This window comes from Methylorubrum podarium, assembly GCF_040270385.1.
Classification (GTDB): Bacteria; Pseudomonadota; Alphaproteobacteria; order Rhizobiales; family Beijerinckiaceae; genus Methylobacterium; species Methylobacterium podarium.
Genome location: NZ_JBELQE010000085.1, coordinates 152097 through 164735, shown reverse-complemented (window position 1 = coordinate 164735; position 12639 = coordinate 152097). Strand labels below are relative to the sequence as shown.

At 71.5% G+C, this 12639-nt stretch carries 13 protein-coding genes; 6 read left to right on the top strand and 7 right to left on the bottom strand.

What is annotated here, in order from left to right; all coding sequences use genetic code 11:
* Positions 1-42: 42 nt before the first annotated feature.
* The gene (locus ABS772_RS16665) at positions 43-495 is read right to left on the bottom strand and encodes a DNA polymerase III subunit chi (RefSeq protein WP_350395924.1); all 453 of its coding nucleotides are present in this window, start codon (positions 493-495) and stop codon (positions 43-45) included.
* Positions 496-658: 163 nt separating this feature from the next.
* Between ABS772_RS16665 and ABS772_RS16660 the strand changes: the two genes are divergently transcribed.
* A complete protein-coding gene (locus ABS772_RS16660; RefSeq protein WP_238256015.1) occupies positions 659-952 on the top strand; it encodes a hypothetical protein in 294 nt (97 codons plus the stop codon).
* A 60-nt stretch (positions 953-1012) separates the two neighbouring features.
* Here the strand turns inward: ABS772_RS16660 and ABS772_RS16655 are convergent, their stop codons facing one another.
* The 5 genes from ABS772_RS16655 to secG form a co-directional block, all read right to left on the bottom strand.
* A complete protein-coding gene (locus tag ABS772_RS16655; RefSeq protein ID WP_350395923.1) occupies positions 1013-2176 on the bottom strand; it encodes a glutathionylspermidine synthase family protein in 1164 nt (387 codons plus the stop codon).
* Positions 2176-2808, bottom strand: a complete 633-nt coding sequence (locus ABS772_RS16650; RefSeq protein WP_350395922.1) for a DUF1190 domain-containing protein — start codon at positions 2806-2808, stop codon at positions 2176-2178. Before ABS772_RS16650 ends, ABS772_RS16655 begins: the two co-directional genes overlap by 1 nt.
* Positions 2809-2812: 4 nt before the next feature.
* Positions 2813-3211: a DUF350 domain-containing protein gene (locus ABS772_RS16645; protein ID WP_350395921.1), complete on the bottom strand. Its 399-nt coding sequence runs from the start codon at positions 3209-3211 to the stop codon at positions 2813-2815.
* Between the two features lie 19 nt (positions 3212-3230).
* Positions 3231-4859: a CTP synthase gene (locus tag ABS772_RS16640; protein ID WP_350395920.1), complete on the bottom strand. Its 1629-nt coding sequence runs from the start codon at positions 4857-4859 to the stop codon at positions 3231-3233.
* Between the two features lie 194 nt (positions 4860-5053).
* Positions 5054-5524 carry a preprotein translocase subunit SecG gene (gene secG, locus ABS772_RS16635; RefSeq protein ID WP_350395919.1) on the bottom strand — a complete coding sequence of 157 codons (471 nt, stop codon included), beginning with the start codon at positions 5522-5524 and terminating at the stop codon, positions 5054-5056.
* Between the two features lie 283 nt (positions 5525-5807).
* On the opposite strand from secG, the gene ABS772_RS16630 reads away from it, so the two are divergent.
* Positions 5808-6089 carry a hypothetical protein gene (locus ABS772_RS16630; protein WP_350395918.1) on the top strand — a complete coding sequence of 94 codons (282 nt, stop codon included), beginning with the start codon at positions 5808-5810 and terminating at the stop codon, positions 6087-6089.
* 88 nt (positions 6090-6177) lie between these two features.
* On the opposite strand, the gene tpiA is transcribed toward ABS772_RS16630, so the two are convergent.
* Positions 6178-6942 carry a triose-phosphate isomerase gene (tpiA, locus tag ABS772_RS16625; RefSeq protein WP_350395917.1) on the bottom strand — a complete coding sequence of 255 codons (765 nt, stop codon included), beginning with the start codon at positions 6940-6942 and terminating at the stop codon, positions 6178-6180.
* A gap of 224 nt (positions 6943-7166) precedes the next feature.
* Between tpiA and ABS772_RS16620 the strand changes: the two genes are divergently transcribed.
* The 4 genes from ABS772_RS16620 (at position 7167) to trpD (ending at position 12627) form a co-directional block, all read left to right on the top strand.
* Positions 7167-9071 carry a peptidylprolyl isomerase gene (locus ABS772_RS16620; RefSeq protein WP_350395916.1) on the top strand — a complete coding sequence of 635 codons (1905 nt, stop codon included), beginning with the start codon at positions 7167-7169 and terminating at the stop codon, positions 9069-9071.
* Positions 9072-9079: 8 nt separating this feature from the next.
* Positions 9080-10600 carry an anthranilate synthase component I gene (gene trpE / locus ABS772_RS16615; RefSeq protein WP_350395915.1) on the top strand — a complete coding sequence of 507 codons (1521 nt, stop codon included), beginning with the start codon at positions 9080-9082 and terminating at the stop codon, positions 10598-10600.
* A 217-nt stretch (positions 10601-10817) separates the two neighbouring features.
* The gene (locus ABS772_RS16610; protein ID WP_350395914.1) at positions 10818-11420 is read left to right on the top strand and encodes an anthranilate synthase component II; all 603 of its coding nucleotides are present in this window, start codon (positions 10818-10820) and stop codon (positions 11418-11420) included.
* Positions 11421-11613: 193 nt separating this feature from the next.
* Positions 11614-12627, top strand: a complete 1014-nt coding sequence (gene trpD, locus ABS772_RS16605; protein ID WP_238256689.1) for an anthranilate phosphoribosyltransferase — start codon at positions 11614-11616, stop codon at positions 12625-12627.
* The last annotated feature ends 12 nt before the right edge of the window (positions 12628-12639 follow it).

Here is a 12639-nt window from a genome sequence, read left to right as displayed (position 1 = left end):
CGGCCGGTTGGTCGCGCCTCGCCGTCGGACGGCGCACGGGTCTCACGCCTTCTTGGTCCAGCGTCCGCTCTCGTCCTGCTGCCAGTAGGCGACGGCGTGGCCGGCGGCCTTGGCGCCGCGCCACTGCTCGCGGGCGTGGAGCAGCGCGTCGGTGTCGGTGCCGTCGAACAGGATGCAGATGCGCTGGTAGCTCCCCGCGTCCTCGGGCAGCTCGGCGCCCTCCACGAGAAAGCGGATCGAGGCGGCGTTAGGGTTGGTCTCCCGCAGGGTCAGGACCACGGGCTGCGTCGCGGCATCCGTGTCGCGGTCCGTGCCGTGCGGCAGGAAGCTCTCGTCGGTGTAGGTCCAGAGGCCGTCGTCGAGCGCCTGGAGCCGCTCCTCGCTCACCGCCTGGATGGCCGCCTGCCAGCCGCGTTCGAGCGACTTCTCGACGAGGCTCGGCAGCACCTTCTCGAGGGGCTGGCGCTGAAGGTGGTAGAACAGGATCTCGGTCACGGCATCGCTGCATATAGGGTCCGGCGGCGTTTCGGCAGGGCGGACGCAGCGTCGCGGCCGCACCGATCCGGCCCGGCGCGGCCGGGGCGACGAATTGGCGCTGAACCATGCTGGGGGCGGCGGGTTCGTCTTCCACGATTCGCAATCAGGGAAGGAACGCACCATGCCGACCAAAACCATCGCTCTGGCCGCCGCGCTGACGCTCGCCGTCTCCGGGGCGGCGCTCGCCCAGTCGAGCACCGGCAAGGGCGGGACCGGCGGCACCACCGACGGCGCCAGCCCCATGCGGAACAACACCGGCGACAGCATGCGGCCGACGACGGGCGGTGGCGCCGGGGCGACCACCGGCTCGACGGGCACCATGGCGCCCGGAGCTGCGAAGGGCTCGACCACCGGCGGCACCATGGGCGGCGGCGCGGGCAGCGCCGGGGGCGGCAACAGCGCCGCCGGCCGCTGAGCCGGACGCATCCCGCGACGGGAGGGGCCGGATCCTGTCCGGCCCCTTTTTCGTGGGCGATCAGGCCTGCTCGATCAGGTGCGGCACGAACAGGGCGCCGTCGCCGGTGATCGGCCCGTCCGACTCGCGGATGCAGAGGCCGGATGGCGCATCCCCGATGATCCAGGAGCCCACGAGCGGCCGGCGGCCGTCGAAATCCGGCAAGTCTGCCAAGCCCTGCCGGATGAACCCCTCCGCGCCGTAGGGACCCGCCTCCCCGGCGAGGCGCACCCCCTCCCCCGAAAAGATCTCGACGTTGGCGCCCTCGCGCGAGAGCAGCGGCTTGCGCACGCAGGCGCCTAGGCCCACGCAGGCGGGGTCGCCCTCGAAATAGGCCGGCAGCAGGTTCGGGTGGCCGGGCTCGCGCGCCCAGAGATGGGCGAGCAGGCCCTTGTTCGAGAGCACCATCTTCCAGGGCGGTTCGAGGAAGCGCGTCGGCGAGGCCGCGACCGCCGGGCCGAACGCGTCCCGGAACGCCCATTCCCAGGGGTAGAGCTTGAACAGGGCGGCGAAGGGCCGCTCGTCCGGCCCGCAGAAGGCGCCGTCCGCGCGCAGGCCGATCTGGGCGAGGTCGAGAAGGATGGTGTCGCAGCCGGCCTGCACGGCGCAGTCCTGCAGGTAGCCGGCGGTGCCGAGGTCCTCCGGTCCGCTCGCATCGGCGGCGAAGGCGAACAGGTCCGGCGGCGCGATCTCGGAAAGGCGGGCGATCAGCCGCTCGTGGACCGCGTTGAACTGGTCGCTGCCCGGGGCCAGGCGCCCGTCCTCCAGCCCCTGTTCGAGCCAGAGCCACTGGAACACGGCGGTCTCGTAGAGGGCGGTCGGCGTGTCGGCGTTGTATTCGAGGAGCTTGGCCGGTCCCGTCCCGCCGTAGGAGAAGTCGAGGCGCCCGTAGAGGCTCGGATCGCCCCGGCGCCAGCTCGTCCGCACCGTGTCCCAGGCCGGTTCGGGGATGGCGAGCGAGGCGAGGATGCGCTCGTCCTCCACCGCCTCGGCGGCGAAGGCGAGGCAGAGCGCGTGCAGCTCCCCGCTCGGCCCCTCGATCGCCTCCTCGATCTCGGCGAGGGTGAAGGCGTAGGCGTGGCTCTCGTCCCAGTAGGGCGCGCCGTCGATGGTGTGGAAGGCGAAGCCCGCGTCGCGCGCGATGGCCCGCCAGCCCGGCCGTTCCCCGCAGGCGAGGCGGCGCATCAGGTGCCGCCGAAGGAGGAGAAGCTCTTGCCGCTGCCGCCAAAGCCGCCGAACTTGGTCGGCTGTCCGGCCGCCGATTTGAGCGTGCCCGAGGCGGCGTGGCCCCCGCTCCCGGTCGAGACCTTGCCGCCCGACCCGGTGCAGTAGCTGCCGTGATGACCGCCGTGGCCCTGGCGGTGCTCGTAGACGGGTTCGGGTGTGACCCAGTCGGAGGCGCGGCGACCGAGCAGGAAGCCGGCCATGCGCGGCACGAATTGCGACGGCGCAGTCGGATCCGTCAGGCAGTGGGACGCGCCGTGATGCCCCTCGCACTCCGTCACGGTGCCGTAATGCGGCGCGGTCGAAGGGTAGGCCGCGCGGGCGGTGGCATAGTCGCTGCGGCACTCGTCGGCCGGGCGGATGCCGTCGGCGGCGCAGGCCGCCGCATCGATGTAGACGAGGACGTCTCGCGACGGCGCGGTCCGGTCGAGGCTGCCGAGGCCCAGCGCGGCGAGACCCGCACTCGCCACCAGCACCGTGGAGACGGTCTGGGAGCGCTTGCTCGCGGCCCTGTCGGGCGGTGTCACGGCCGGTGCCGGCTCGACCGGCTTGCGCCGGCCGAACTCGGACCGGGACTCGCGGTCGTCCGCCACGGCGTCAGTAGCTCATGCAGGCGGCGTTCACGAGGCCGCCCGCCAGGGAGGCGGCCCCGAGCAGCACGGCGGGCGCGGTCTGGCCCTCGTCGATCCGTCGCGACAGGTTCGGCAGCAGCGGCCGCATCAGCCAGTAGATCGCGACCTGTATCACGAGGGCGACGAGCCCCCAGACGATGCAGTCGAGGAGCGAGCCGGCGTAGCGCACGGCCGCCGAGAGTGGGATCGAGTAGCCGAGCAGGCTGCCGCCGAGCGCCAGGGCGGCGGCGAGGTTGCCCTCGCGCACCAGGGCGATCTCCCGGTGCGCCGTCGCGGTGAGATAGGTCGCGAGGTAGAGGGCGGTGAGCCCGAGGGAGACGACGAAGTAGGCGAGGAAGGCCGGAAGGCCCGAGATCGTCGTCAACCGTGCTTCCTTCTTCGGTTCAGACCAGCCGGCTCTGATCAATCGCGGCGGCGATGAAGCCTTTGAACAGCGGGTGTGGCTCGAAGGGGCGCGACTTCAGCTCCGGATGGAATTGCACGCCGATGAACCACGGGTGGCCCTCGTGTTCAACCGTCTCGGGCAGGAGCCCGTCCGGCGAGGTGCCGGAGAAGCGCAGGCCCTTGGCCTCCAGGCACTCGCGATAGGCCATGTTGACCTCGTAGCGGTGCCGGTGGCGCTCCGAGATCTCGGTGTCGCCGTACATCTGGGCGATCTTGGTCTCCGGGCGGAGCGTCGCCTTGTAGGCGCCGAGCCGCATGGTGCCGCCCAGATCGCTCTCGGCCGCGCGCCGCTCCAGCTCGTTGCCGCGCATCCACTCGGTGAGGAGGCCGACCACGGGCTCCTTGGTCTCGCCGAACTCGGTGGAGTTGGCGTCCGCGATGCCGGCGAGCGAGCGCGCCGCCTCGATCACCGCCATCTGCATGCCGAAGCAGATGCCGAAATAAGGGATGTTGCGCTCGCGGGCGTAGCGGGCCGCGCGGATCTTGCCCTCCGCGCCGCGCTGGCCGAAGCCGCCGGGCACGAGGATGCCGTGCAGGCCCTCCAGGAACGGCGCCGGGTCCTCGCGCTCGAACACCTCCGCCTCGATCCATTCGAGGTTGACGCGGACGTTGTTGGCGATGCCGCCGTGGGTCAGCGCCTCGGTGAGCGACTTGTAGGCGTCCTTCAGGCCCGTGTACTTGCCGACGATGGCGATGGTGACCTCGCCCTCGGGGTTGCGCACCCGCTCGAGGATCTTCTGCCACTGCTCCAGCCGCGGCTCCTCGGGCGGCTCCATCCCGAAATGCGCTAGGATCTCGCGGTCGAGGCCGGCCTCGCGGTAGGAGAGCGGCACGGCGTAGATCGTGTCGACGTCGAGCGCCTCGATGACCGCGCTCTCCCGCACGTTGCAGAACAGGCCGAGCTTGCGCCGCTCCTCGATCGGGATCGGCCGGTCGCAGCGGCAGAGCAGGATGTCGGGCTGGATGCCGATGGAGCGCAGCTCCTTGACGGAGTGCTGCGTCGGCTTGGTCTTCAGTTCGCCGGCGGAGGGGATGTAGGGCAGCAGCGTCAGGTGCAGGTAGCAGACGCTGCCGCGGGGGCGCTCCTGGCCGATCTGGCGGATCGCCTCGAAGAAGGGCAGGCCCTCGATGTCGCCGACGGTGCCGCCGATCTCGACGAGCACGAAGTCGTAATCGTCGTTGCCGTCGAGGACGAACGCCTTGATGGCGTTGGTGACGTGCGGGATCACCTGGATCGTGGCGCCGAGATAGTCGCCGCGCCGCTCCTTGGTGATGATGTCGAGGTAGATCCGCCCCGTGGTCACGTTGTCGGCGCGGGACGCCGGCAGGCCGGTGAAGCGCTCGTAATGGCCCAGATCCAGATCGGTCTCGGCGCCGTCGTCGGTGACGAAGACCTCGCCGTGCTGCGTCGGGCTCATCGTGCCCGGATCGACGTTGAGATAGGGGTCGAGCTTGCGCAGGCGGACGCGGTAGCCGCGGGCCTGGAGCAGGGCGGCGAGCGCCGCCGAGGCGAGACCCTTGCCGAGGGAGGAAACCACGCCGCCGGTGATGAAAACGTACCGCGTCATGGGCTTTGGTCCATAAAGGGGCTCAAGCGATTCGCCAAACCGCAACGGTTGCCGCACCCCGCCGGCCACGCGGGAGGCGGCACGGGGCCACGCCCCTCATGCCGTTGAGGAATTCGTCTTTTCCATCCCCGCGGCCGATGCGCCGGCCGCAAGGGTCTTATCCGCGGACGGTGCGGTATAGCCGCGCCGTGGCGTCAGCGCGACTGCGGCGCCTCGGGAGTTGCCGGGGCGGCCGGCGCACTCTGGGCGGGTGCGGGGGCGGGCGTCGCCGGCTTGGCCGGGGCGTCGGTCGGCACCGAGGCGGGCTGCCCGGCCTGACCTGCGCCGCCGCCGCGCAGCGTGTCGAGGAGGTTGTCGGCGTTCACCGGCTTGTCGGTCTGCCGCGTCTGGCCGGGCGGCGTCCCGGCCTCGTCGAGGATCGAGCGGGGCGCGGCGCTGCGGTGCGCCATGATCGCGAGCGCGATGCTGGTGGTGAAGAACAGGGCCGCGAGGATCGCGGTGGCGCGGGTGAGCGCGTTGGCCTGGCCGCGTCCGGTCATGAAGCCGGAGACGCCGCCGCTTCCGCCGCCGCCGAGCCCGAGCCCGCCCTCCGAGCGCTGCAGCAGCACCACGGCGATGAGCGCCAGCACGATGATGAGGTGGACGACGATGAGGACGGTCTGCATAGCGATTCCGGTGCCCGCTCGCGCGGACGCTGTCGGTGTGCCGAACAGGAGCGCGCGCCAAAGCGGCGCGCCCGCGTATCCGCTGCACGAAGTGGGGGCTCCTACACCGTTTGCCCACCCGAGCCAACCGGGCTTCGCGCGTCGGGGCGGGACAAACGCCCGGCGCGGCATCGGTCGCGCCGGGGTGTCGAGCAGGGCCGCCAGCAGAACGCCGAGACCGGGCGCCCCGAAAAACGCCGGGCGAGCATGGTCATGAGGGCACGGCCCGTGCGAGGAGTCGGGGATGAGCGATTTTCAGCACGAAGCCGGGCGGCTCGCCGCCTTCATCGACCGGGCCGACCGCGAGGAGATGGCCGCGGTCCAGAGCGATCTCCTGCGGATCGCCCTGGAGCGGCCCGATCCGGCCGGACGGGCCAAGGCGATGGACGACGTGCAGGCCGCCCTCTCCGACCGGATCCGCCCAGACGGCATGAGTCCGCTGCAGCAGGCGTTCTACGTCGCGGTGCTCTCGATGATCGAGCGGACCAAGGAAGCCGTGTCGAAGGCGCCGGCCCGCCGGGACTGAGGGCGGATCGATCCTCGCGGCCGTGGCGCCGGACCGGCAAGCTCTCCTCGTCGTGAATGCAGGCGAGCTTCCGCGCTCCGGAGCCGCCCTACGCCTCGTAGGCGCGGCAGATCCCCAGAAAGTCCTCCGCCACGAGGCTGGCGCCGCCGACGAGGGCGCCGTCGACGTTCTCCACCGCCATCAGCTCGCGGGCGTTCGAGGGCTTCACCGAGCCGCCGTAGAGGATGCGGATCTTGTGCGCCTCCTCGCCGGCGAGCTTGTCGAGCATCTCGCGCAGGGACGCGTGGACCTCGGCGATCTCCTTCGCCGTCGGCGTGCGGCCCGAGCCGATCGCCCAGACCGGCTCGTAGGCGATCACCGTGTCGTCACCGGTCGCGCCCTTCGGCAGGCCGATGGCGAGCTGCGCGCGCACGATGTCGAGCGCCCGGCCCTGCTGGCGCTCCTCCATGGTCTCGCCGACGCAGATGATGCCGCGCAGGCCGGCGCGGCGGGCGCCGAGCGCCTTGGCGTGGACGCCGTCATCGGTCTCGTAATGGTAGGCGCGCCGCTCGGAATGGCCGACGATCACGTAGGTTGCGCCGAGGTCGGCGAACATCTCCGCCGAGATCGAGCCGGTGAAGGCGCCGCTCGGGCGGGCATGGAGGTTCTGGCCGCCGATGGCGATGGGCGAGCCGTAGGCCGCCGCCACGCAGGAGGAGATCAGCGTCGCGGGCGGGCAGATCAGCACGTCGATCTTCTCGGAGAGCGCGGGCGAGAGCCCGTCGCGGATCGCCTCGACGGTGGGGACCGAGGAGCGCAGGCCGTTCATCTTCCAGTTGCCGGCAACCAGCGGACGGCGTCCCTCGCTTGCCATGGCGTCCCGGTTCTCCGTCTCTCGATCCAAGGTCTTCGGCGTGTGGGCGGACCTAGCAGAGCAAGCTTAGGCGCGCAAACAACCTTTGCGGCCATCCCGCTCCCGTTCGGGCAGGCAACAGACATGCCCTTTGCGCCGCCGCCCCGATCGTCTATCGCGGGGCTCACATGTGGTCCCCGCCCGCGCGGGCGGGGCGTTTCGAGAGATCTAGGCCCGGGCGTCCGATGCTCCAGTCCATTCGCAGTGCCAGCCAGCATTGGCTCGGCAAGGTCGTGCTGACGGTGATCTTCACCTTCCTGATCGCGGGCGTGGCGATCTTCGGCGTGGAGGAGTTCTTCCGCGGCGGATCGAACACGTCCGTCGCCACGGTGGGCAACACGGCGATCTCGGCCGAGGAGGTGCGCACCGCCTACCAGAACCAGCTCCAACGCTATCAGGCCCAGCTCAAGCGGACGCTGACGCCGGACCAGGCGCGGGCGATGGGCCTGGAGCGGCAGGTGCTGGCCCAGCTCATCACCGAGGCGGCGCTCGATCAGAAGACCCGGGATCTCGGACTCGCCGTCTCCGACGCGGCGGTGCTGCGGGCGATCCAGGAGGAGCCGAGCTTCAAGAACGCCAACGGCAGCTTCGACCGGACCCTGTTCTTCCAGACGCTCCAGCGGGCGGGCCTGAACGAGGCGATGTTCGTGCGCGAGCAGCGCTCCGTCATCGCCCGCCTGCAGCTCGCCGACGCCATCGTCGCCGAACCGCCGGTGCCGCAGGCCATGCGCGAGGCGGTGCACCGCTACGCCACCGAGCGCCGCGAGGCCGCCGTGCTGACGCTGGCCCCCTCCGTCGCGGGCGAGATCCCGGCCCCGACCGACGAGGAGCTCAAGGCCTACTACGACAACAACAAGGCCTCCTTCCGCGCCCCGGAATATCGCAGCCTCAACCTGCTGGTGCTCGACCCTGCCGCCCTCGCCAAGCCCGACGCGGTGTCCGACGAGGAGGCGCGCAAGGTCTACGACGCCAACCACAGCCGGTTCGGCAAGGCGGAGCGGCGCACCATCCAGCAGATCAGCTTCCCCGACGAGGCCGCGGCACGAGAGGCGCGCGCCAAGATCGAGAGCGGGCAGACGCCGTTCGAGGCGGTCGCCGCGGAGCGCGGGCTTGACCCGAAGCAGCTCGATCTCGGCACCCTGACCAGGGCGGAGCTGTTCGACCCGGCGGTGGGCAACGCCGCCTTCGCCCTGGAGCAGGGCCAGGTGAGCGAGCCGGTGAAGGGCCGCTTCGGCACCGTGCTCCTGCGCGTCACGGCGGTCGAGCCCGGCACGGTCAAGCCGTTCGACGAGGTGAAGGACGAGATCCGCAGGGAGATCGCGCTGCGCCGGGTGCGCGACGGCGGCTTCGACAAGGTGCAGGACGCGATCGAGGACGCCCGCTCGTCCGCCAAGCCGCTGGCCGAGATCGCCAAGGACCAGGGCCTGACGCTGCTCACCATCCCGGCGGTCGATGCCCAGGGCAACGATCCCTCCGGCAAGCCGGTCGAGGGCATTCCGGACAAGGAGACCACGCTGCCGGCCGCCTTCCGGGCCGATGTCAGCAACGACACCGAGGCTTTGCGCACCAAGAACGGCGGCGCGATCTGGTACGACGTCGTCAAGATCGACCCGTCGCACGAGAAGCCGCTCGAGGAGGTGCGCGACGAGGCGGTGAAGGGCTGGACCAGGGCCGAAGTCGAGAAGCGCCTCGTGGCGAAGTCCAAGGAGCTGGCCGAGCGCCTGGACAAGGGCGAGGCGATCGAGACCGTGGCGCAGGAGGCGGGCGTGCCGCTGAAGGCCGTCGCCGACATCGCCCGCAACCAGACCAAGGACGACCTCTCGGCGGAGATCGTCGAGCGCATCTTCACGACGCCGGTCGGCAAGGCCGCCTCCGCGCCCTCCGGCGAGGGCCGCGCGGTGTTCAAGGTCACCGCCGCGACGGTGCCGGCCTTCGTCGCCGGTACGCCGAGCGATACGCAACTCGTGACCTCGCTGCGCACCGCGCTCGCCGACGACCTGCTCGGCGAGTTCATCGCCGAGGTGCAGAAGAGCGCGGGCGTCAGCGTCAATCAGACCGCCCTGCGGCGGGCGCTGGGCGGCGAGTACTGAGGCCCCTCATGAGCGAGCCTGCGCACGAGGCGGCGACGCGCGCCTACGAGGCCGGACGGGCGAGCCTGCTCGGCCTGACCCTGGTGGCCGATCTGGAGACGCCGGTTGCCGCCTTCCTCAAGCTGAAGGCGACGCATGCCGGCCCCGGCTTCCTGCTCGAATCGGTCGAGGGCGGCGCGGTGCGCGGGCGCTACTCGATGATCGGGCTCGACCCCGACCTGATCTGGCGCTGCCGCGACGGCCGCCCGGCGATCGCCCGCGACGCGGGCCTCTCCGACTTCGTGCCGGACGAGCGGGCGCCGCTCGCCTCGCTGCGGGCGCTGATCGCCGAGAGCGCCGTCGGCGACGACGCCGAGAGCGCCGCGCTGCCGCCGATGGCGGCGGGTCTGTTCGGCTATCTCGGCTACGACATGGTCCGCGCCATGGAGCGGCTGCCGGAGCCCAATCCCGATCCGCTCGGCGTGCCGGACGCGATCCTGATCCGCCCGCGGGTGATGGTGGTGTTCGACGCGGTGGCCGACGCGCTCACCGTCGTCACCCCCGTGCGCCCGGCCGCGGGCGTGAGCGCCCGCGCCGCCCTCGAAGCGGCGCAGGCCCGGCTCGACCGGGTGGCGGAGGCGCTGGAAGGCCCGCTGCCGGTCGAGGCGCGCCTGGACGCGTCGAGCCTTCCCCTGCCCTCTCCGGTCTCGAACACCGAGCCGGATGAATTTCTGGGTATGGTAGCCAAGGCCAAGGAGTACATCGTCGCCGGCGACATCTTCCAGGTGGTGCTGTCGCAGCGCTTCGAGGCGCCCTTCACCCTGCCGGCCTTCGCGCTCTACCGCAGCCTTCGCCGCACCAACCCGGCGCCGTTCCTGTGCTACCTCGATTTCGAGGCGTTCCAGGTGGTCTGCTCGTCGCCTGAGATCCTCGTGCGGGTGCGCGAGGGCAAGGTAACGATCCGCCCGATCGCCGGCACGCGGCGGCGCGGCGCCACCCCCGCCGAGGACCGGGCGCTCGCCGACGAGCTCCTGGCCGACCCGAAGGAGCGCTCGGAGCACCTGATGCTCCTGGACCTCGGCCGCAACGATGTCGGCCGCGTCTCGAAGATCGGCAGCGTCACCGTCACCGACTCGTTCTTCCTCGAGTACTATTCCCAGGTCATGCACATCGTCTCGAACGTCGAGGGCGACCTCGACCCGAGCCACGACCCGCTCTCGGCGCTCTCGGCGGGCTTTCCCGCCGGCACGGTCTCCGGCGCGCCGAAGGTGCGGGCGATGGAGATCATCGACGAACTGGAGCGCGAGAAGCGCGGGCCCTACGGCGGCTGCATCGGCTATTTCGGCGCGCGCGGCGAGATGGACACCTGCATCGTCCTGCGCACGGCCATCGTGAAGGATGGCCGCATGCACGTGCAGGCGGGCGCCGGCATCGTCTACGATTCCGATCCCGCTTCCGAGCAGCAGGAATGCGTGAACAAGGCCAAGGCCCTGTTCCGCGCGGCGGAGGATGCGGTGCAGTTCGCGAGCCGGGCGAAGCGGGGGCAGTAGGCGGCGCGCTCACGCCGCCTTGACTTGCCGGCCGCTGCTCGCCACCCCTTCGGAAAGGTCCATCCAAGTCACGTCCCCATCCTGAGGTGCCGGCGCGGAGCGTCGGCCTCGAAGGATCCTCCAGATTCCGCGCGATCGCTGGAAGATCCTTCGAGGCCGCTCCGCGGCACCTCAGGATGAGGGAGTGGATGGGATTCTCGCGTCACGGCTGAGTTCGATGTCAAACGTCCTCGTCATCGACAACTACGATTCCTTCACCTGGAATCTCGTCCACCTGATCGGCCCGCTCTGCGGGCGGATCGACGTGGTGCGCAACGATCAGATCGACGTCGCCGGCATCCGCGCGCGGGCGCCGGACGCGCTCGTGCTCTCGCCGGGGCCCTGCACCCCGAACGAGGCCGGCATCTGCCTCGACGCGGTGCGGGAATTGGGCTCCGAGATCCCGATCTTCGGCGTCTGCCTCGGCCTCCAGACCATCGGGCAGGCCTATGGCGGCGACGTGGTGCGCGCGCCCTCCCCCATGCACGGCAAGGTCTCGACCATCCGCCACGAGGCGAAGGGCGTGTTTCGCGGCATCAACGAGGGGTTCTCGGCCACCCGCTACCACTCCCTGGTGGTGGATCGCGCGAGCTGCCCGGACGATCTCGCGGTCACCGCCGAGGCCGACGGGCTGATCATGGGATTGCAGCACCGCGAACTGCCGGTCCACGGCGTGCAGTTCCACCCCGAGAGCATCCTCTCGAACCACGGCACGCAGATCCTGCGCAACTTCCTCGACATCGCCGCCGCGTGGCGGAAGGAGTCCGCGCCCCGAGCGTGACAAGGGCGGCCGCGCCGTGCATTGACGGGCGACCTCCCCCTCCCCCCTCCGCGGGGGCGGGTGCCTCGCGGATGCGAGGCGGGAGAGGGGCCGGCTCAGGTCTTTCCGGAAGCGGCGCTCCCCTCACCCGACCCCTTTCGGGGGCCACCCTCTCCCGCGGAGGGGAGAGGGCTCGAACAGAGCCACGATCCTGATGGACGCCTTCAAGACCCACCTCGCAGCCGTCGCGTCCGGTGCCCCGCTGAGCCGCGACCAGGCCCGCGCCGCCTTCGACGACCTGCTCTCCGGCGAGGTCACGCCGATCCAGGCCGGCGCCTTCCTCACCGCCCTGTCGGTGCGGGGCGAGAGCGAGGACGAGATCGTCGGCGCGGTCTCGGCGATGCGGGCGCGGATGCTGCCCGTGGCGGCGCCCGAGGGGGCCATCGACATCGTCGGCACCGGGGGCGACCATTCGGGCAGCTACAACGTCTCGACGCTGGCGGCGCTCCTCACCGCCGCCTGCGGCGTGCCGGTGGCCAAGCACGGCAACCGCGCCGCCACCTCCCGCTCCGGCGCCGCCGACGTGCTCGCCGCGCTCGGCGTGAAGATCGGCCTGCCGCCCGAGGCCCTGGCGCGCTGCCTGTCGGAGGCCGGCCTCTGCTTCATGTTCGCGCAGACGCATCACGGCGCCATGCGCCACGTCGCGCCGGTGCGGACCGAACTGCCGTTCCGCACCATCTTCAACATGCTCGGGCCGCTCTCGAACCCGGCGGGCGTCACCGCGCAGGTGTTCGGCGTCTCGCGGCCCGCCTGGGCCGAGCCGCTGACGCGGGTGCTGGCGACGCTGGGCAGCCGCCGGGTCTGGACCGTGCACGGCTCGGACGGGCTCGACGAGATCACCACCACCGGCCCGACCGCGGTGGTCGCGCTGGAGGACGGCGCGCTCTCGCGCTTCACCATCGATCCGCGGGAGGTCGGGCTGCCGCTCGCGACCCTCGACGACCTGCGCGGAGGGGACCCCGAGCACAACGCGGCCGCGCTCGGCGCCGTGCTGGAGGGCGCCCGCAACGCCTACCGCGATATCGCCGTGCTGAACGCGGGCGCCGGCCTCGTCGTGGCGGGGGCCGCCGGCTCGCTCGCCGAGGGCGTCGCGCGGGCGCAAGCGGCGATCGATTCCGGCGCCGCGCGGGCGACCCTCGCGCGCCTCGTCGCCGTCTCCAATGCGTGATAGACGGCCTGG

Bases quoted from the DNA above. Each gene is read 5' to 3' on its own strand.
- ABS772_RS16660 (WP_238256015.1), top strand. From the start codon at position 659: ATGCCGACCAAAACCATCGCTCTGGCCGCCGCGCTGACGCTCGCCGTC.
- ABS772_RS16655 (WP_350395923.1), bottom strand. From the start codon at position 2,176: ATGCGCCGCCTCGCCTGCGGGGAACGGCCGGGCTGGCGGGCCATCGCG.
- ABS772_RS16640 (WP_350395920.1), bottom strand. From the start codon at position 4,859: ATGACGCGGTACGTTTTCATCACCGGCGGCGTGGTTTCCTCCCTCGGC.
- secG (WP_350395919.1), bottom strand. From the start codon at position 5,524: ATGCAGACCGTCCTCATCGTCGTCCACCTCATCATCGTGCTGGCGCTC.
- ABS772_RS16630 (WP_350395918.1), top strand. From the start codon at position 5,808: ATGAGCGATTTTCAGCACGAAGCCGGGCGGCTCGCCGCCTTCATCGAC.
- tpiA (WP_350395917.1), bottom strand. From the start codon at position 6,942: ATGGCAAGCGAGGGACGCCGTCCGCTGGTTGCCGGCAACTGGAAGATG.
- ABS772_RS16620 (WP_350395916.1), top strand. From the start codon at position 7,167: ATGCTCCAGTCCATTCGCAGTGCCAGCCAGCATTGGCTCGGCAAGGTC.
- trpE (WP_350395915.1), top strand. From the start codon at position 9,080: ATGAGCGAGCCTGCGCACGAGGCGGCGACGCGCGCCTACGAGGCCGGA.
- ABS772_RS16610 (WP_350395914.1), top strand. From the start codon at position 10,818: ATGTCAAACGTCCTCGTCATCGACAACTACGATTCCTTCACCTGGAAT.
- trpD (WP_238256689.1), top strand. From the start codon at position 11,614: ATGGACGCCTTCAAGACCCACCTCGCAGCCGTCGCGTCCGGTGCCCCG.